The sequence below is a fragment of the Frankia nepalensis genome, assembly GCF_016786325.1.
Lineage (GTDB): Bacteria > Actinomycetota > Actinomycetes > Frankiales > Frankiaceae > Pseudofrankia > Pseudofrankia nepalensis.
Genome location: NZ_JADWYU010000102.1, coordinates 1 through 18,211, shown reverse-complemented (window position 1 = coordinate 18,211; position 18,211 = coordinate 1). Strand labels below are relative to the sequence as shown.

Genomic DNA, 18,211 nt, shown 5'->3' with positions numbered 1-18,211 from the left:
TCTACACACGGTCATCGACGCTGTCCTCACTCGCGCGCCAGAGCTTGCTGGGCCACCAGATCCGCGAACCCAGCGACATCGTCAGTGCGGGAACCACGATGGACCGCACCAGCAAGGTGTCGATGAGCACGCCGACGGCCACCAGTATCCCAATCTCGACGAGCATGACGAGCGGCAGCGAGGCGAGCACCGCGAACGTCGCCGCCAGCACGACGCCGGCCGAGGTGATGACGCCACCGGTCGTTGCGAGGCCACGCTTCGTACCCTCGACAGTGCCGTGCCGGACGGCTTCTTCACGCACCCGGGTCATCAAGAAGATGTTGTAGTCGACACCGAGGGCGACCAGGAAAAGGAACCCGATCAGGGGCACCGATGACTCCAACCCGGCGAACCCGAGCACATGGTCAAACAACAGGTTGCACAGTCCGAGGGCTCCGAAGTACGACACCACGACGGTGGCGACCAGCACTAGCGGAGCCACGATGGCCCGTAGCAGCAGCCCGAGGATGGCGAGCACCACCAGCAGGATCAGCGGCATCACCAGATTGCGGTCGCTCTTGTTGGTCTCGGCCTCGTCGAGCTTTTCAGCACTCGGACCGCCGACCAGCGCGGCCTCACCGGCGACCTCGCGTACGTTCTCCCGAAGGTGCTTGATCGTTGCGGTCTCACCCGTGCTTTCTGGCGAGTCGACCGGGATCACCGAGATCTCCACCCAGTCGTCGCTGGCCCGGCCGATCTCGGCGCTGACAACCCCCGGCGTACTTTCGACGGCGGCCAGGACCTCACGGCTGTGGTCCGGTCGACTCATCACGGTCAGCGGCTGACCGCCCTGGTCGGGATAGCGCGCTTCGATCAGCTTCGCCCCGGTCACCGACTCCGGTGTCGAACGGGCGAACTGGTCCAGCTGCGGAAGGGCGCTGTTGACACCAACGGTGCCCAGCGCGAGACCGCCCAGGATCACCAGCGGCACCACCCAGCCAACGACGCGGCGGCGCGCGACCAGCTCGCCAAGCCGAGCCCACCGCGATCCGGATGCGTGTGCCTCAACCCCGAGTCGCGGCACGAACGGCCAGAAGACGCGGCGCCCGAGCACCACCAGCAGGGCTGGGAAGAGTGTCAGCATGACCAGCAACGCGGCCCCGATGCCCGCCGCACCGACCGGACCGAGGCTGCTGATGCTGTTGAGATCCGCGGCCAAGAGGCACAACAGGCCGGCGACCACCGTCGCCGCCGAAGCGAGGATGGCCGGCCCGGCCCCACGCAGTGCCGCCAGCATCGCGTCGATCGGCCGCTCGTGGTGGTGCAGTTCCTCGCGGTAGCGAGACACGAGAAGCAAGGCGTAGTCGGTGCCCGCGCCGAAGACCAGGACGATCAGCAGCGCTGAGCTCATGCTCGTGATCGTGAAATCAAAGACTTGTGTAAGTGCGTAGACGACACCCATCGACGCGACCGCCGCGGCCCCGACCGAGACGAGCGGGACCAGCCACAGCAGTGGACTGCGGTACGTCAGGATCAGGAGGACCGCCACCACTGCGGCAGTAGCGAGCATCAACGTCGCGTCGACGGCATCGAAGACCTCGTCCATGTCGGCCCCGATCGCGGTCGGACCGGTGACATAGGCGTTCAGACCGTCCGGCCGGTCGGCAAGCAGGTCCCGCGCCTCCGCGGTGGCGCCAGCCTCCTCATCGATCGCCTCGTGGTCGAGCGGCAGCGCATACATCAGGGCCGTGCCGTCCTTGGAGTCGACGATCTGGGGCGGCGCATCGGTGTCGTTGCCGAATCGCTCCGCCAGCTCGGCGTGGCCGCGAGCCACAGCCTCCCGATCGCCCGGTTGGAGGCCGTCGGGCCGTTCGTACAAGACCACGAGCAGGCCGTTCTCACCGCCGGGCAGCCCGGCCTCGGCCTGGAGCACCTTGGTCGACTGGGCGCTGGCCGGCAGGTAGTCGGCCTGGCCGTCGCGGGTCACCGAGTCGAGTTTGCCGGCGAGTGAGAAGCTGCCCACCACCAACCCGATCCACACCGCCAGCATGAGCCACGGCAGCATGGTCTTGGTCCGTGATTTCTTCGGTCTGGTATCGGCACCGGAGTGGTCAGGCGCCCGTAGTTCAGAAGTCATGGCGATCACGCTGTCAAGCCGGCGGGGTTGACGCGTCTGGCCACGGCAGACACTTCGCCGTACTCCGCGCGGAGTACGGCGGGCGGCTTGGGGCAGGCGGTTAGGCCGGGTGGCTACGGCGGACACAGAAGCCGAGGCCGGCGCAGGTGCCTCCCAGAATCGCCCCTGGACCCGCCGCCCTCCAGGAAGGACGCCGGGCTGCTGCCTGTCGCCGCGCGGCAGATCGAGATCACCCTGGATGGCCACGAGGTATTCGCCCAGATGCCGTCCGTTCGCTGATCGGAGCGTCTAGGTTGCGGAACCGCTGATGGGCGGTGACGCACGCGATCGCAACGGCGCGGGTGCGTCCTAACGCAGCGAGAGTGACTGTCAAGGCGAGCGGCGCGAGCCCGACGCTGTGACTCGGCCCGGCGCTCCGCGAGCGGTGGCCGTTAGGGGATCCCCTTGCGGTGACGCGTCCTGGGCCGCGCCCCCGGTAGCTCGCTGCAGCCAGGAACGACAGACTCTCAATAACGTGCCCGAGCTCGCGCAGCATCCGGTGGGCGTCGTTGAGGGACCAGCATCCTGATCTGTGGGAGCGCGCCTGCGAGCTCGATGAGCACATCCGCGACGGCGGTGCCTTCAACGCACGCGGTGGGGCATCGTTCGCCGGCCAGATGTTCCTGCACTCCGACCGTATCCCCTTAGCTTGTTGTTTAACTTGTCTGTCTCTCAGGCTGTGTCGGGGTTGAGCCGTCCCTGATCTTGCCGACGGGCTGGGTGGCGGCGGGTCGTCGGTTCGTGCTGCCAGTGGGGCGGCCGGGTCCGGGGCGGCTGGGTTTCGGCGCACTGGCCGGCTGGGCGGTCTTCGGGCGGAGGTTACGGAACCCGCGGCGGACACGGGCCGGGGTCAGTCGGGCGGGCCGGGTGGCGGGTCGTTCCCACGGACGACGCAGGTCGATGACCAGGGGCCGGGCGAGGCGGAGCTGGGTGTAGGCGGCCAGGATCAGCCAGGTCCAGCGGTCCGCGGCGGCCGGGTTGCGTAGCCGGGGCGTCGTCCAGCCGAGGGTCTGTTTGAGCATGCGAAAGGTGTGCTCAAGATCGAATCTGCGCAGGAATGCCTGCCAGAAACGGTCGATCTGGGCCGCGGTGGCGCTGGTGGTTGAGCACCACAGCCACAGTGGCTTCGGGTTGCGTTCGCCGGGCAGCCGTTCGACGACGAGGCGGACGAGGGTGCCTTCGAGGATCGGGAGCTCGCCGGTGTGGCCGGCCCAGGCGGCGCGGCGAGTCAGTCGAGGGTGTGGCCGGTCCCAGGCGGTGGCGACCGCCTGCCCGTAGCGGGCCGTATCCGTGCTGGTCGTGACCGCGGGCTCGGGCCAGCTGGCGGGGTCTGCGAGACGGAACTCGGGGCCGTGGCGGGGCGGGCGGCCGTCCGCCCTCGGCGGGCGGGGTGGCACGGGCAGGCGGAAGACCCGGTCGGAGCGCAGCCGCCCGCACAGCTGGACGGGCAGGTCGGCAGCAGGATGACCGGCCTGGATGTTCAGACCGCGGGGGTTGCGCGGAGACCCTCCTGGCCGGCGACCCGCCACGACCAGGCGATGGTGATCAACGTGGCCGTGACGGGCAGGGCGGTGCTGGTAATCCCGCGGACCGCGACGAAGACCTCGGTCGTCTGGGATGTCAGCAACCAGTACGTGAAGGCGGAGTTCCCGAGGTTGACCGCCGCCCACAGGAGCGTGAGCCCGAGAAACAGCCTGCGCACGCCGGGCCGTCCCGTCACGCCGTGAGGCAGCGGGCAGAAATCACGAGCCAGTCGATGCACGAGTGGCCGCGGGGAAAGCGCGGACAGCAGGAACATCAATCCGACGACTCCAGCGACGATGACGGGCTGAAGAAAGTAGATGAAGGCGCTGCCGTTCATGATTGCCACGGCGGTGCGCACGGTCAGCCCGATCGAGGACAGTACCAGCAGCGCCGGGATCCGCCGCCTCATCGCCACACGGCGGCTCACCGCGGCGTATTCCCACACCAACGCCGCCAACGCGGCGAGCGTGAAGCTGGAAAAGTGCAGAACGACAAGAAAGAGGACCGCCGGTATGACCGTCGCCTCGACAAGATGGGGCAGCCCGTGCCTGACAATCATCATGGGCCTGGGAAGTCGCGCGTCGGGTTCGGCGGACTCCACCGCGGTAGCTGCCGGACCGTCTGGCGTCGATTCTGCCACCGTCAGAAAAATCATCGTCTCCAACGGTTGGGAGCTCCGGCCGACGGCCTGCCGCTGACCCAACCATACGCTGGCACCGGCGCCAGGTCGCCACCGGGTAGCGCGACCGCCCGCGATACATCATCGCCAGCCAGGTATCCGAATGTTAACCAAGAGCCGGCGACAGCTCGCATCCCGCTGGGCGTCTGACGATCTCGGCCGACCGACACGGGGCGGCCGGAGACCGGCGAGGTCAGGGCGCCTTCGGGCTCTCGGCCGCAGCCTTCAGGCGGGCGAGGCCCTTCTCGAAGTCCGGGCCGATCATCTTTTCCATGGACATGACGAAGCCCAGCAGCCTCAGCATCAACGGCCTCGGCCCCGTCATCGACCAGGTGACCAGGGAGCCGTCTCCCGCCGGCTCGATGCTGAACACCACGTCGTTGCGGGACTTCCACGGCTTCTCGAAGACGAGCTCGACCCGCAGCGTCCGGGGACTGTCGGCGTCGATGATCTTCATGCGGCCTTGCCCGGCCTTGCGGTTGCCGGACCAGGCGTAGGACGCGCCGGCGCCCGACTCGGGCCCCGAGTAGGCACGCGTCAGATTCGGGTCCAGATCTTCCCAGGGCGACCAGGCCCGCCACTGACGAAAGTCGGTGATATGGCCATAAATCCGTTCAGGTGGCGCGTCGACGGTCGTCGAACGCTGCACGGTAAAGGTGCTGTCTCCCATGCCACCGCATCCTGCCACCCGCGCGAAAGCAGGCCCGCGACGGGTATTCGGCAACCGCGAGCGCGACGCATACCGGCTCGCAAGTCCCGCGTCCGGTCGATGCCCAACCCGCCAAGATCGGCCCTGAACACGTGCTCCGCGGGGCTCACAGGCCGAAGGCCCCGCCTTCGATGAGAGAGCCGACCAGTTCTCCTCGCCAGGAAGCGGTTCGAAGATGTCGCGGCATAGTGCGGGCCGCATCGAGACGGCTCCCGGCGCAGCCACACCAGCAGCAGCGGCTTGTGGGGCACCCGGATCGCGCCGACCTGGGCTCGGCGCGGCCGGCCCAACCGGTCACGTAGCTCGACGCTGTCCATCGCGGTGATTCAACCAGCGTCCCCAACCGCCAGCACCCGAACGCCGCGACCCGACAGTCCGTCCCCATTCTAGTTGGGGCGCTGTCCGGAAAAAACGGGGCGGGTCAGCGGCCTCAGGCGCCGGGCCCGTCCGCGCCGGCTGGGCCCGCGATGCCGAGCTGGAGCAGGCCAGCCAGGTCCCACTCGTCCCAATGCTCGACGAGCAGCCCGCCGGCGAGCCGGTGGATGGTGATGCCGGTGACGGTCGCCGTCCGCCCGGTCGGGCTGTGCCCCATGAAACCGACGGTGTCGGTGCCGACCGCCGTCCAATGGGTCACAACCTTGTCGCCGGCGGCGGCAAGTAGGCGCCGCGGGTGACCGCCCACCGCTCGTGCGGTGAGACGTCGTGGACGGCCAGGGTCTCCGGGCGGGTGTGCGCGGTCGAGCGGGCCACTCCCATCGATGAGTTTCGCGGGGGTCCAGCGTCTAAGTGATCGTGAGTGTTCCGCAAGATGCGGTGGGCAGCAGGAGGATCAGACCATGAACTCGATGGCACGCCGGATGTTCGAGCTGGTCGAGCCGATCGGTGTCATCCCCTACGCGGCCGACGAACCCAATGAGGCGATGTTCGCCCTGGGGTTCACCAACTACTGGGATACCTACTTCGCCGGACGGGCGGCGCCTCTGGGTCTCGTCCCGGCGGAAGTGGTGGACGCGCTCTTCTACAACTTCGCTCCCGGCGAGGTCGCCCGCCACATCCCGAAGGTGTGGGACACGACCACGCCCGAAGCGGCGATCGCCGCTCGTCAGGTGGGTTGTGTGAAGGCGTTGCGGCGGGCTCTCGGCGATCACGTCGACTCGCCCGCCTTCGCACGGGCCGCCGAACTGTTGCTGCGGGCTGCGACCAGCGCACCGTTCGAAGGCCGGCCCATGTACGCCGCGCTGCGCGCGATCCCGATCCCCGATGACGTGGTGGCTCGTCTCTTCCATGCGGCTTCCATGCTGCGCGAGCACCGTGGCGACGGGCACATCGCCGCCCTGATGATCGAAGGTGTCAGCGGTCTGGAGGCCCACGTCCTCTACGCCCTCGGCGTGGGCATGCCCGCGGAGAAGTTCGGACGGATCCACCACCTCCCCCCAGCGCAGCTCGCCGCCGTGATCGACGGGATGCGCGCCCGTAACCTGATCGGAGACGATGGTTGGCTGAGCGAAACGGGCCGCGCCGTCAGGCAGCGAGTCGAGGCGCTCACCGACGACCTCGCCGCGAAGCCGTACGAGAGCCTCGGGCCCGACGAGCTCGACGAGCTCGTGACCACCCTCGAACCGCTCGCCACACTGCTACTCACCGACCAGGACTGATAGCGAAACGTAGCCACCAGGACACGCATGGGACACAGCGGCGGGAAGCCGGCCGGGAGGTGGCTAGTGACTAGGCAACCTGAAGATCGCGGAGGTAGGCCCTGAACGCTCGCACGTTCTCGCGACCCGAGTCGGTGGGCAGCACGGCGGTGGCCACGTCACGGCTGACCTGGATGATGGGGCTGTGGTACCGGGCGCGTGGCAGGGCGGTCATCGCGGTGTACGCCTGGTCGGGAGTGCACTGTGGGCGGTGATGAAGGTGGTGAGTTCGCGGACGAGGTCTGGTCCGGAGGGTGTGTAGATGGCTTCCTGGTAGCCGGCTGCCGCGAGGCGGGTGAGACTGCGGGCGATGCGGGCGGGTTCGCCGATCATCGTCTTGGTGTCGATGTGGTCGAGCAGCCCCCGGTCGCGGTCCGGCAGGTGGGTGACGTGTCCCTCGAAAATGTTGAGATGGCGTTCGTCGGCAGGAGCGGTTGCTTCCAGTGCCTTGCGCCAGGTCTGGCCTCCTGGCATGGCGTCGACGGCTTCGGCGCCGCCGCGGGCGTAGGCGTTGTGCCAGTCGACGACGCGCCATGGCCCGACGGCTTCCCTGACTCGGTCCGATCCGGGGTTTTCTCTGGGGTCGAGGACTGTGCCGGACAGGATGGTCGCGGTCGGGAGGGTGGGGTGGGGTGGGCCGATGACACCGTCTGCGAGGTCGGTGGCTATGGCTGTGCCGCGAGGGCCGAAGACGCTTAGCCACAGCGGGACGTCGAGTGGGCGTGGGGCGGCGAGCCCGTCGGCGTGCAGCATCCGGACGGGTTTTCCGTCGACGGTGGTGGTCTCGCCGGCGAGCAGGCTGCGCAGTGCGGTCACGTAGGTGGTCAGCGCGTCGAGGGTCATCGGGCGTTGGCCGACGGTGAGGCGGGCGGTGAATCCGGTGCCGAAGCAGGCCAGGAAGCGGCCGTTGGAGATCCGGTCGATGGTGGCGATGGCGCTTGCCATGGCCATGACCGAGCGCTGCTGGGGTATCAGGACGGCGGTACCCAGCCCGATCCTGGTTGTTCGCGTCGCCGCGAGTGCCAGGTGGACGAACGGGTCCTCCCACAGCGCGGCGGAGTCGTAGATCCAGATCCGGGTATAGCCGAGTCGTTCGGCCAGGACGGCGAGATCCGCGAAGTCCGGTCCCGGTGGTAGGCCACAGGACAACGCGACAGCCGGTTGTTCAAGGCCCATGGTGTGTTTTCCTCTCACGCGGCAGCGGACGGCGCCCGAGCGTCATGGGTCCGCTGGCGGCCCCCAGGTGCCTTTCCGTCCTCGCCAGCGGCCCGGGAAACGTAGGCGACAAAGGCTTCGGGGCGGCCGGTTGGTCACTGTCGCAGTGCGGCGAAGGCTTCGTCCAGCAGGTCGTCGAGGTTGAGGGTGTTGTCGGATCTCGCCCAGTGCGCAATGGCGATGTTCAGGCAGTCCAGGGCAGCGGCGGCTCGTACGGTGTGCGTGATCTCCGGCCGTGGGGACGCGCCGCGTTCGGCGAGTGCCTGGGCCAGCGCGGGTCGCCAGCTGTGCTGCTTCTCCCATTGGCGGGTGTGCAGCGCGGGGGTGGCCAGGACGAGCCGGGTCGTGGCGAGGGCGGCCTCGGAATCCTGGCGGTAGATGTCGACGACGATGTCGAGCGCGTAGCGCAGCGCCGTCCAGTCGTCCTCGCCGGAGGGACGGGCGCGCAACGCACCGGCGACCTGTTCGCCGTGCGCGTCGAAGGCACCGAGGACGGCGTCTTCCTTGGTGCCGAAGTAGCGCAGGACGGTGCTACGGGACACCCCGGCCGCCGCGGCGATGTCGTTGATCGTGACCTTGTCGAAGCCGTCGCGGCGGAACAGCTCCAGCGCCACCTCGGCCAGCATCGCTCGGACCGCGCCGCGGGCGACGTCCCGCGCGCTCGTCCGTGTCGCCGTGTTCACTGCCAGATCGTACCCGCCGCTTAAGACCAGCTTGCACCAGCGCGACCCGGTCGCTAACGTGACACCGAGTTTCAAGTCGCCTGTCGAAAGCGTAGGGACCCACCGTGTCGGAAGAACTCCTCGTTTCTGCGGACGGGCACATCGTCGAGCCGTCCGATCTCTTCCTGACCCGGCTCCCGAAGCACCTGCGGGACCGTGCCGTCTGGGAGGAGGATCTGAAGATCGCCCCGCTGGGCGAGGACGGGCGAACGAACTTCCGGAAGCTGCACACGCCCGGGTTCGAGGGCTGGACGAACTCCGCCTACCCGCATTTCGACGGCTCGCCCAACACCGGCCGGCCCGAACGGATCCTTGAGGACATGGACAGCGAGGGTGTCCGGGCGCAGGTGATGCACCCGAACCTGTCGTTCTTCGGCCTTTACTCGGATGACCACGAGCTGTCGATGGCGCACGCCCGCGTGTACAACGACTACGTCGCCGAGACGTTCCGCCCGCACCGGGCGCGGATCGCGCCGACCGCCCCCATCCCGATGACCGATGTCGACGACGCGGTGGCTGAAATCGAGCGGGCCGCCGCGCTCGGCCTGCGGGCGATCCTCCTACCGGCCGTGTCGCCGATTCCGTACCACTCGCGGGAGCTCGACCGGGTGTGGGCGACGGCCCAGGCGAACGGCATGGTCGTGGTGTTCCATGTCGCGACCGGCGGGGTGAAAGTGAGCCGTGCCGCGTCACCGACGCTGCGGGGCCTCATGCTCACCGTCCAGGCACAGAGCCAGCCGCTGACCGACAACCTCGTCGTCGACCGGATCGTGTTCGCCACGACCCAGCAGTCCCTGGCCCCCCAGCAGATCATCGCCTCCCTGGTGGGCGGCGGCGTCACCGAGCGGTTCGGGGACCTGCACTTCGTGCTGGTCGAGTTCAACGCGAACTGGCTGGTGTCGTTCATGGCCGCGATGGACAAGGCGTGGACGCTGGGAGTCGGTCAGGACCGCGACTTCTGGGTCGGCCTCTGGGACGACAACCGTCCGGAGGACGACCAGCCCGGTATGGCGCAGGTGTTCAAGCTCAACGAGCGGTGGCCATACCCGCTGCGGCCCAGCGAGTACGTCCAGCGTCAGATCCACGTGTCGTTCCAGGAGGACCCGATCGCGCTGGCGTGCCGGCACATCACCGGCCTGTCGACGCTCGTGTGGGGCGTCGACTACCCGCACCCGGAGGGCACCTTCCGACGCACCCGTGAAGCGATCGAGCAGCAGTTCCGCGGCGTCAGCCCAGAAGACCGGGCGGCGATCCTCGGCGGGACCACGGCCAAGCTGTTCGGACTCGAAGCCCCGGTCGCCGTATGAGCTCCTCCGACGACGGTGTCGGGGACGACCGGCGGGCGCTGCGGCGGCTGCTCGACAAGGACGCGATCGTCGATCTCGTCCACCGGTACTCCTACTGCGTGGACCACAAGCTGAACGACGAGCTGGCGGCGTTGTTCACCGACGACTGTGTCATCGACTACGGGCCCGGCTCCGCGCCCGTCATCCACGGCCGCCGTGCCTACCGGGAACTGCTCGACAGCGCCATCCGCGACGGCGTCGACTACGGGTTCGCCGCGACCAGCCACCACAACGCCAACGTCCTGATCGTGTTCGACAGCGACGACCGCGCAACCGTCCGGACGTCGATGTACGCCTGGCACCGCACCCAGGCGGGGAAGACTCCGCAGGTCTGGGGCTACTACCACGACGTCGCCGTACGGACGGCCGACGGCTGGCGGCTGCATGAACGGAAGCTGCACCTGCTCGGCACCGACGGCTGGCACGACGGCTACCACCGCGCCGAGCACACCTGCCCGGCTATCGCCGCCCCGGGCGGCCAACCGTCGGGCAGCCGCCAGTAGGCACTTCCCTCGCAGTACGGGTTCTCGACGCGGACCGCGGACAACCGGGTTGATCGGCGCACCGACCGGGGCGCTCCTCTGGCCGATCCTGGAAGAAGAGAGACTCTTCATGGCACGCATCGAGCCGCTCCCACCCAAGGAGTGGCCCAAGGAAATGCGGCAGATCCTGGCCGCCCTCGAACCCCCAGGCACGCCAAGAAAACTGTCCACCGAGGGCCGCTCGAAGGCGCTGAACACGCTCGGGACCTTCGCCCACCACACCACGTTGTCGCGGGCGTTCTACACGTTCAACGGCCACCTCATGTCGACCACCACCCTGACCGGCCGGCAGCGAGAACTGATCGTGCTCCGCGTCGCGGCGCTGCGCAAGACGGGCTATGAATGGCTCCAGCACACCTTCATCGCGCGCGACGAGGGCCTGTCCGACGAGGAGATCCAACGGATCGCCCTCGGCCCCGACGCCCCACTGTGGGACCCGCTCGACGCGGCCCTGCTGCGCGCCTGCGACGAACTGATCAGCACCGGGAAGATCAGCGACGCCACCTGGTCCGTGCTCGCCGACAAGCTCGACGTCCAACAGCTCCTCGACGTGATCTTCACCGTCGGTGCCTACGAGACGCTCGCCTACATGTTCGCCTCGTGCGCCATCGACATCGACGACGACCTGCGCGACGCGATCACCCGTCGCCAGCTGGCGACGAGCTAGCCGCGCGGCGCGGCGCCTCCACCCGACCCGACTCAGACCCGATCCGACGGGAGCCACCGATGTCCGTCACCGTCAGCCCGATCAGCGCCGAGGTCGGCGTCCAGATCACGGGCCTCGCCGGCCACCAGTTGGCGGACCCGACCCTCGCCGCCGATACTCGCAAATACCTCGACGAGCACGGCGTCGTCATCTACCGCGAGGCCCACATTCGCGACGCGGACCTCGTCGCGCTCAGCCGGCTGCTCGGTGAGGTCGTCGTCGCCCCGATGGGCGGTCAGCAGGACTTCCCTGAGGTCTCCGCGATCTCCCTCGACCCGGCGCAAAGCACCCTCGCGGCCTACCGGACCGGCACCTTCTACTGGCACATCGACGGCGCCAACGACCTGGTGCCGCAGAAGGCGACCCTGCTGACCGCGCTGGAGGTCGCCACCGAGGGCGGCGACACCGAGTTCGCCAGCCTCTACGCCGCTTACGACTCGCTGTCCGCCGAGGACAAGGCCCAGTACGCAGAACTACGCGTGGTCCACAGCTTCGCCGCCACCCAGCGACTCATCAACCCCGACGCCTCTGACAAGATCCGCGCCAGCTGGGGAAAGGTCCCCTCCCGCGAGCACCCACTGGTGTGGACCCGGCGCAACGGCCGCAAGTCACTGCTCGTCGGCACGACGGCTGACCACATCGTCGGCTGGCCGGAAGACGAAAGCCGCGCGCTGCTCGACCGGCTGCTCGACTGGGCCACCCAGCCCCGGTTCTCCCTGCGCCACCAGTGGTCGCGCGGCGACCTGGTCCTCTGGGACAACACCGGCATCCTGCACCGAGCCCAGCCCTACACCGCCGCCTCCCGCCGGCTCATGCACCGCACCACCCTCGTCGGCGAGGAAGCAGTCGCCTGAACACCCGATTCGCGCGACACCGGGTCCGGCAACCTGCTTCGTCCACCCCGAGCTGCGCGGCACCGCCATTGCACAGGCTCCCGTTCTCGAACCACTGACGCGAGGGGACCAACCCGCAGATGAGTGCGGCCGCAAGCGACAGCCTGGCCTGGAAGCTCGGCAGGCTGGATGCTGCCGTCTCAGGCCATAGTTGACAGTCGGCCTGGAAACGTTGGGTGCCAGGTGGCGGAGAACGTCCGTCGACCGTTCGCTACCTGGTAGTCGGGAACCGGCCCGGATTCGCGCGCGCCACCGGATGGGCAAGATCCACAGATGACCGCTGGTGGTGAGCTTTTCAGACCCACCACGCCGGCCGATTGATTCCTTCCGGCAGTCGCGTCCGAGGGTCCCCCTTCGCCACGTCGACCTGTTGCTGCCTGAGGCCCCGCACGCGGCCCAGATCCGCCCCGTCCAGCGTGGCGCCGGTCAGGATCGCGTCGGTCAGCGTGACGTCGGTCAGGTTCGCCCCGTTCAACATGGCGTTGGTCAGGTTCGCCCACTTCAGCGACGCGCCGGTCAGGTCCGCCTCGTCCAGCCTGACGCGCGTCAGGTTCGTCCCCTCCAGGGAAGCGCCGCGCAGGTTCACCCCGTACAACATGGACTCACTCAGGTTCGTCCAGTCCAGCACGGCACCAGCCAGGTTCGCCCATTCCAGGGAGGCGCCGGTGAGGTTCGCCCGGCGGAGGAAGAGGTTCGGCAGGTCGACGCTGCCGAGGTCGGCACGGGGGATGACCGTCGGGTCGGGCAGACCTCCGAGCAGGTTCAACGCGGCACGAGGGACCAGGCTGCGCGCGGGCAGGCGTCCCAGGACGGTCAGCGCGGCCTTGACGTCGGTCCCATACCGTCGGCGCGCGGCGACGCCGGCCGGGTCTGGCGCTGGCTGGCTGGCATTTTCGCGGACGAAAGCGGACAGGACCTCGACGACGGTGCGCTGGTCCGCTGGAGAGTCGATCGCGACGCGTTCCAGGGCGTAGATGCCGGCGAGGCGGACACCGAGGTTGTCCGGATCGTTGAGCAGCTTCGCCGCCTCGACGTAGAACTCCCGGACGTGGGTGTTCGCGTTCGCCCGCCTGGTCTCATCCAACGCGATCAAACCGCCGGCGACCGCCGTCAGCGCGGCGGCCGCGGTCAACAGCCCGCCCTGCAGTGAAGCCTGAGCAGCCTGGTCGGTGTACATCCGGTCCGGCAGATGCCAGATCGCCACCACCGCCGCGACCGCGCCCAGCATCGCCAGACCGGCAACCGCCAGCAACCAGCGCCGGCCCGAACGCCGGACAGCTCCCCAGCGGTCCACCATGAGAAGGGTTGTACCGCTATCACCGTCGCCTAGCGGACCACCCCGCAAAGTCGAAAAGTCCCGCCGCGGCATTGACGCACTCGGCCCGCGTCGCGGGGGTCCTGGTCAGGTGGGCGTGGCCTGGCGAAGCTCGGCGATGTAGCGGCGGGCGGTGCCTTCGTGGAGGTCTACAGCGGAGGCGAGGTCGCGCGCGAGAGCGTAGTCGGTCGCCCAGGCGCTGATCCCGAAGCCGTCGCTGCTGATGCTCGACGAGCCGTCGGCCGGGCTCGCCCCCGTGATCGTGGCGGAGGTCCTGGCGACGGTGAGCCGGCTCAGGGCGTCGGGTCTGGCGATCGTCCTGGTCGAGCAGCTCGCCGACCAGGCGCTGTCCGTCGCCGACGACGTCGTCGTCCTGGAGCACGGCCGGGTGGCGGCGAACACGGTCGCGGCGGACGGGGACGTCGGCGCGCTGCGGGAGATCTACTTCGGCCGCGACCGCGGCGCACAGCCGACTCCCGCGCGGGGCTGACCCGACCCGGGCCAGTCCTGGAAGTAACGCGCCGGATAACGGCGCCCCGAGACTCTGCTCACATGACGACGACGGTTGACCCCGGATGCGGAGATAGGCGATGAACAGCATGGACCCGGATCTCGTCGAGCACTTCGTGCGGCACTTCGACCACCACGACGCGCGGCTCGGCGCGGACCCGTTCGCCGTGTCCACGGCGATGCGCGAGCGCTGCCCCGTCGCGCACAGCGACGTCCACGGCGGCTTCTGGATCGTCTCCGGTTACGAGGACGTCCGCACGATCATGCAGAATCCGGCGGTCTTCACCAGCGCGAAGGGCGCCCGGATCCCGTCGGGCGGCGGCCACCGCCCGCTGCCGCCGCTCGAGGTCGACCCACCGGACCACGCCAAGTACCGCGGCCTGATCTCCCGGGCGTTCTCGCCGCGGAACATCGCCGCGCTCGAACCGAAGATCCGCGAACTGTGCGACATGCTGATCGGGAAGTTCCAGGACAAGGGCCACTGCGACCTGAAGGCCGACCTCGCGGCGCCGCTGCCCACCACCATCTTCACCGAGATGATGGGCCTGCCGGCCGAGGACTTCGAGAAGTTCCACGCCTGGGCGACGCTGATCAACCACCAGGCGCACGAGGGCGAGGGCGCCGTCTCGGCGGGCGAGGCCACCCGGCAGACCCTGGAGTACCTCCAGACGCTCCTCGGCGAGCGCCGGGCGAAGCCCCAGGACGACCTCGCCACGGCCCTGCTGGACGCGATGATCGACGACGAGCCGATCAGCGCGGATGGGATGGTCGGCAGGCACACCGTCAGGCGAAGCCGTCGAGCGGTCCCTGCTGGCCAGGGGCGACCTGGTCGGTCGTCAGGGCCCAGACCATGATTGCCCGGTCCGCGCCCGCGGAGACGAGCAGGACACGCCCGTCGGGCAACGGTGCGGCCGCCAGCGCCCCCACCGACGCGGCGTGGCCGGCCAGCGCGCTGACCAGTTGCCCGGTGGCCGGATCCCACAGGCGCACGGTTCCGTCGTAGTCCCCGGCGGCGGCGAGCAGCGTCCGGCCGCCGGGCATGGGCAGCACGGCCAACGCCCGCACCGGGTCCGCGCCGCCGGCGATCGTCAGCGATCCGGCCGATGTGCGCCGGGCCGCGTCCCAGAGGCGCACCACCCCGTCGACCTCGCCGGAGGCGAGCAGGGTACGGCCGTCGGCCAGCGGCACGGCCGCCAGAGCATTGACCCATGCGGTGGGGGTGGTCAGCGGTCTGCCCGCCGGTCGGCGGATGACCGGGTCCCACAGCCGTATGGTCCGGTCATGTCCGCCGGAGGCGAGCAGGGTCCGCCCATCGGCCAGTGGCACTGCCGCCAGCGCGTTCACCGATCCGGAGTGACCGGTCAGCGGCTTGCCCAGCGGTCGGCAAGTCGCTGGATCCCACAGCCGCACGGTCCGGTCATATCCGCCGGAGGCGAGCTAGGTACGCCCATCGGCCAGCGGCAGCGCGGCCAACGCGTCGACCGATCCGTCGTGGCCCTCCATGGCTGGACCGATCGCCTGGCCGCTGACCGGATCCCACAGGCGCACGGTCGGGTCCCACTCATATCCGCCGGAGGCGAGCAGGGTCCGCCCATCGGCCAGCGGTACCGCCGCGCACGACAGGACCTCGTCGCCGTGACCGTTCATCGGCGCGCGGTCCGGTCGGCCGCTGAGCGGATCCCAGAGCCGTACCGTCGTGTCCTTTCCCCCTGAGGCGATCAGGGTGCGCCCGTCCGCCAGGGGCACCGCCGCCAGGCACTCGACCGGTCCGGAGTGGCCGACCAGCGGCGTGCCGTCCGGCGGGGCGCTGGCCGGGTCCCACAGCCGCACCGCGCGCTCGTCGTCGTAGGCAAGCAGGGTGCGCCCGTCGGGCAGCGAGAGGGCGGCCAGCGTCTTACCCGGGAAATCAGTCAACGACACGCCGACCGGCCGCGCGCTGGCCGGGTCCCACAGGCGCAACGTCCGGCCGGCGGTGTAGGCGAGTAGGGTCCGCCCGTCCGCCAGCGGCACCACCCCCAGCGCGGCCGTCGCGTAGGCGTCACCGACGGCCAACGTGTCGACCAGCTGCCCGCTGGCCGGATCCCACAGACGCACCGTGCCGCCGGCACCGGAAACGAGCACGGTACGTCCCTCGGGCAGCGGCAGCGCGGCCAACCTGTCGACCCAGCCTCGGGACCCGTCGGCCAGGGGCGTGCCGACCGGCTGCCCGCTGGCCGGATCCCACAGCCGCACGGTCCCGTCGTAGTCCCCGGACGAGGCGAGCAGGGTGCGCCCGTCGGCCAGGGGAACCGGCGCCAGTGCCCACACCGCGCGCGTGTACCCGCCCAGGGTGCGGTGAATGGCGCCGGCCCACATGGCGGCCTGGACGACCCAGGGGCGGCCGGCCTGGCGGGCGGCGGCCTCGGCGAGGACGGTGGCGCGGGTCCTGGACGCCCAGACGTGCAGCCACCAGACGAGCGGGTCGCCGGGGTGCAACGGCCCTTCGTCGACGGCCTGTTCGTAGGCGTTGAGCGCGGCGATCCCGTCGGCCGTCGTCAGGTCGCGTCGATGGCGCAGGAGGATCGCCGGGTCGCAGGCCACCAGGAATCCGGGGTCGTTGACCAGGTCGTCGAGCAGCCCGGCGAGGGCGGCGTGCTCGGGCAGGTTCGTCCGGGCGTAGCCCGTCGCCGCGGGCGCTCCCCGCGTGTCGCCAGGACCGCCGGGGATGAGCGCCGTGGCGATGCGGCGGTGGGCGGCGCGCGTCGCGGTGGCCAGCTCGAAGGCGAGGTGGCGCAGGTCCTCGTCGTCGGCGTCGCGCGGCGACGCTCCGGCGCAGAAGTCGCGCAGGCTTTGATGGCGCGGCAGGTAGCGGTCGGGGTCGCCGTCGGGCCTGACGACCAGGAACGGCCGGAACGGCCCGCGGAGCAGGTTCCGGGTGACCCTTTAGGGGATGTCGGCCCAGGTGGCGAGCGTGGCGGCCGGTTGGGGCTCGCGGATGGCGGCGAGCGTCGTCAGGAGCGGCAGGCCGTGCGTCCGCCAGCCGTCGTCGCCGAGCTCGCCGCGCCAGCGGGTGACGTTGTCGGCGTAGTAACCGGCGAGCCCTTCGGGGAGCTGGTCGACGTCGGTGGGACGGCGGCGCCCGCGGCGGATCTCGTCGAGCACGGTCAGGGCATAGATCCAGACCCCGTCGGCGCGGTCCAGCAACGTCTGGCAGAAGGCGTCGACCGACAGGCGCGCCGCGCGCAGCGCGTCGCCGATCGCCGGGTCGGTGGTCGCGACCGCGACCAGATAGTCGAGGAGGTCACGGCGGTTGGCCGAGTTTTCGACGTCGATCCGCTCGACCACCCGCGCCCCGGACGGGATCGCGATGGTCCGCGGCCGGGTGGTGGCGATGACGACGGCGCCGGGCGGCAGGCTCGGCGGCAGGCCAAGCGGAAGCTCGCCGGCGGCCGGGGGCGGCGCCTCGTCCAGGCCGTCGACGAGGAGCACCACCGGGACGTCGGGCTCGGTCTGGTCCCGGCGTTCGGCGGCGTCGCACAGCCGACCGTACAGCCAGGCCGTGGCGTCGGCCCGGTCCGGCAGGACGCCGCCCGGTGCGGCGTCCTCGAGCCGCCAGCGGGCGACCAGCTGCGCTGCCAGGTTGAGACGGGCGGTCGCGGGCGCGCGGCCTTCGGCGAGGCGGGTGAAGTGCGCCGGCCAGGCCCTGGTGAAGGCCAGGTAGGTCGCCAGCGCGGACTTACCCATCCCGGCTTCGGCCTCGACCAGCAGGTAGCCGCCCCGGCGCCGCGCCACGCACCAGGCGAGGAACGCGTCGATCCGGCCGATCAGCTCGGCGCGTCCCCGGAACCGGGCCACCGGGTTGTCCGGCTCGGCCGGATCGGTGAGCTGCAGGTCGCCGGGAAGGGGGTCGAGCGGGATCGTGGCCTGCCGTAGCAGCCGGAACGGGCCCGCGAACCGCTGCTGGAGCACCCGGCCGTAGTTGACCCCGACGGCCTGCCCACCCGGGGCGGACACCTCCCCGACGGTCACCCGGTCCGGCTCGGTGGCCACCGGGCTAGCTGTTCTCGTGCCGGGTCTGGGGCAGCCAGGACTGGACCACCTGGCCGAGGTTCACACCGACGGCCTGCCCGCCTGGCGCGGACACGTCACCCACGCGGACCCCACCCGCGACGCCCGCCGCTGGGCCCGGGCGCAGCGGTGGGGGGGGCGCTACTTATCAATT

General features: G+C 70.1%; 18 protein-coding genes and 2 pseudogenes. 7 read left to right on the top strand and 13 right to left on the bottom strand.

What is annotated here, in order from left to right; translation table 11 throughout:
• Position 1 precedes the first annotated feature (1 nt).
• The 5 genes and pseudogenes from I6A81_RS11705 to I6A81_RS11685 all read right to left on the bottom strand — a co-directional run bounded on the left by I6A81_RS11705 (position 2) and on the right by I6A81_RS11685 (position 5,749).
• The gene (locus I6A81_RS11705; protein ID WP_238428004.1) at positions 2-2,116 is read right to left on the bottom strand and encodes an MMPL family transporter; all 2,115 of its coding nucleotides are present in this window, start codon (positions 2,114-2,116) and stop codon (positions 2-4) included.
• A 695-nt stretch (positions 2,117-2,811) separates the two neighbouring features.
• Positions 2,812-3,612: pseudogene (locus I6A81_RS11700) on the bottom strand (transposase); the annotation flags it as partial.
• Between the two features lie 23 nt (positions 3,613-3,635).
• Positions 3,636-4,334, bottom strand: coding sequence for a VC0807 family protein (locus I6A81_RS11695; protein WP_202998800.1), 699 nt, complete (start codon positions 4,332-4,334; stop codon positions 3,636-3,638).
• Positions 4,335-4,551: 217 nt separating this feature from the next.
• A complete protein-coding gene (locus I6A81_RS11690) occupies positions 4,552-5,028 on the bottom strand; it encodes an SRPBCC family protein (protein ID WP_202998643.1) in 477 nt (158 codons plus the stop codon).
• A gap of 469 nt (positions 5,029-5,497) precedes the next feature.
• On the bottom strand, positions 5,498-5,749 hold the full coding sequence (locus tag I6A81_RS11685; protein WP_307874604.1) for an ester cyclase: 252 nt from the start codon (positions 5,747-5,749) through the stop codon (positions 5,498-5,500).
• A gap of 154 nt (positions 5,750-5,903) precedes the next feature.
• Between I6A81_RS11685 and I6A81_RS11680 the strand changes: the two genes are divergently transcribed.
• Positions 5,904-6,722, top strand: coding sequence for an SCO6745 family protein (locus I6A81_RS11680; RefSeq protein ID WP_202998646.1), 819 nt, complete (start codon positions 5,904-5,906; stop codon positions 6,720-6,722).
• Between the two features lie 70 nt (positions 6,723-6,792).
• Here I6A81_RS11680 and I6A81_RS11675 read toward each other — a convergent pair whose 3' ends face one another.
• The 3 genes from I6A81_RS11675 to I6A81_RS11665 all read right to left on the bottom strand — a co-directional run bounded on the left by I6A81_RS11675 (position 6,793) and on the right by I6A81_RS11665 (position 8,602).
• Positions 6,793-6,936 (bottom strand): hypothetical protein, encoded by a 144-nt coding sequence (locus I6A81_RS11675; protein WP_202998648.1) that lies wholly within the window; start codon positions 6,934-6,936, stop codon positions 6,793-6,795.
• Entirely contained in the window at positions 6,933-7,937 is a 1,005-nt protein-coding gene (locus I6A81_RS11670; protein WP_202998650.1) for an LLM class flavin-dependent oxidoreductase, read from the bottom strand. The genes I6A81_RS11675 and I6A81_RS11670 overlap by 4 nt, the downstream gene beginning before the upstream one ends.
• Positions 7,938-8,071: 134 nt before the next feature.
• On the bottom strand, positions 8,072-8,602 hold the full coding sequence (locus I6A81_RS11665) for a TetR family transcriptional regulator (protein ID WP_202998801.1): 531 nt from the start codon (positions 8,600-8,602) through the stop codon (positions 8,072-8,074).
• Positions 8,603-8,763: 161 nt separating this feature from the next.
• Between I6A81_RS11665 and I6A81_RS11660 the strand changes: the two genes are divergently transcribed.
• The 4 genes from I6A81_RS11660 to I6A81_RS11645 all read left to right on the top strand — a co-directional run bounded on the left by I6A81_RS11660 (position 8,764) and on the right by I6A81_RS11645 (position 12,146).
• The gene (locus I6A81_RS11660; protein ID WP_202998652.1) at positions 8,764-10,005 is read left to right on the top strand and encodes an amidohydrolase family protein; all 1,242 of its coding nucleotides are present in this window, start codon (positions 8,764-8,766) and stop codon (positions 10,003-10,005) included.
• Positions 10,002-10,547 (top strand): nuclear transport factor 2 family protein, encoded by a 546-nt coding sequence (locus I6A81_RS11655; RefSeq protein WP_202998654.1) that lies wholly within the window; start codon positions 10,002-10,004, stop codon positions 10,545-10,547. Before I6A81_RS11660 ends, I6A81_RS11655 begins: the two co-directional genes overlap by 4 nt.
• Positions 10,548-10,656: 109 nt before the next feature.
• Positions 10,657-11,253, top strand: a complete 597-nt coding sequence (locus I6A81_RS11650; protein ID WP_202998655.1) for a carboxymuconolactone decarboxylase family protein — start codon at positions 10,657-10,659, stop codon at positions 11,251-11,253.
• Between the two features lie 59 nt (positions 11,254-11,312).
• Positions 11,313-12,146 (top strand): TauD/TfdA dioxygenase family protein, encoded by an 834-nt coding sequence (locus I6A81_RS11645; RefSeq protein WP_202998656.1) that lies wholly within the window; start codon positions 11,313-11,315, stop codon positions 12,144-12,146.
• Positions 12,147-12,480: 334 nt separating this feature from the next.
• Here I6A81_RS11645 and I6A81_RS11640 read toward each other — a convergent pair whose 3' ends face one another.
• Entirely contained in the window at positions 12,481-13,482 is a 1,002-nt protein-coding gene (locus I6A81_RS11640) for a pentapeptide repeat-containing protein (protein WP_202998657.1), read from the bottom strand.
• 241 nt (positions 13,483-13,723) lie between these two features.
• On the opposite strand from I6A81_RS11640, the gene I6A81_RS11635 reads away from it, so the two are divergent.
• Together I6A81_RS11635 and I6A81_RS11630 are read left to right on the top strand one after the other, a co-directional pair.
• Positions 13,724-13,990: an ATP-binding cassette domain-containing protein gene (locus tag I6A81_RS11635; protein ID WP_202998658.1), complete on the top strand. Its 267-nt coding sequence runs from the start codon at positions 13,724-13,726 to the stop codon at positions 13,988-13,990.
• Between the two features lie 100 nt (positions 13,991-14,090).
• Positions 14,091-14,864 carry a cytochrome P450 family protein gene (locus I6A81_RS11630; RefSeq protein ID WP_202998659.1) on the top strand — a complete coding sequence of 258 codons (774 nt, stop codon included), beginning with the start codon at positions 14,091-14,093 and terminating at the stop codon, positions 14,862-14,864.
• Here the strand turns inward: I6A81_RS11630 and I6A81_RS46130 are convergent.
• The 4 genes and pseudogenes from I6A81_RS46130 to I6A81_RS11615 form a co-directional block, all read right to left on the bottom strand.
• Positions 14,794-15,000, bottom strand: a complete 207-nt coding sequence (locus tag I6A81_RS46130; protein ID WP_407661289.1) for a hypothetical protein — start codon at positions 14,998-15,000, stop codon at positions 14,794-14,796. The genes I6A81_RS11630 and I6A81_RS46130 overlap by 71 nt on opposite strands.
• Positions 14,998-15,447: pseudogene (locus I6A81_RS46125) on the bottom strand (toll/interleukin-1 receptor domain-containing protein); the annotation flags it as partial. The pseudogene I6A81_RS46125 and the gene I6A81_RS46130, both read right to left, overlap by 3 nt.
• Positions 15,448-16,590: a WD40 repeat domain-containing protein gene (locus I6A81_RS11620; RefSeq protein ID WP_202998661.1), complete on the bottom strand. Its 1,143-nt coding sequence runs from the start codon at positions 16,588-16,590 to the stop codon at positions 15,448-15,450.
• A 342-nt stretch (positions 16,591-16,932) separates the two neighbouring features.
• The gene (locus I6A81_RS11615) at positions 16,933-18,039 is read right to left on the bottom strand and encodes an ATP-binding protein (RefSeq protein WP_202998663.1); all 1,107 of its coding nucleotides are present in this window, start codon (positions 18,037-18,039) and stop codon (positions 16,933-16,935) included.
• Positions 18,040-18,211: the final 172 nt, after the last annotated feature.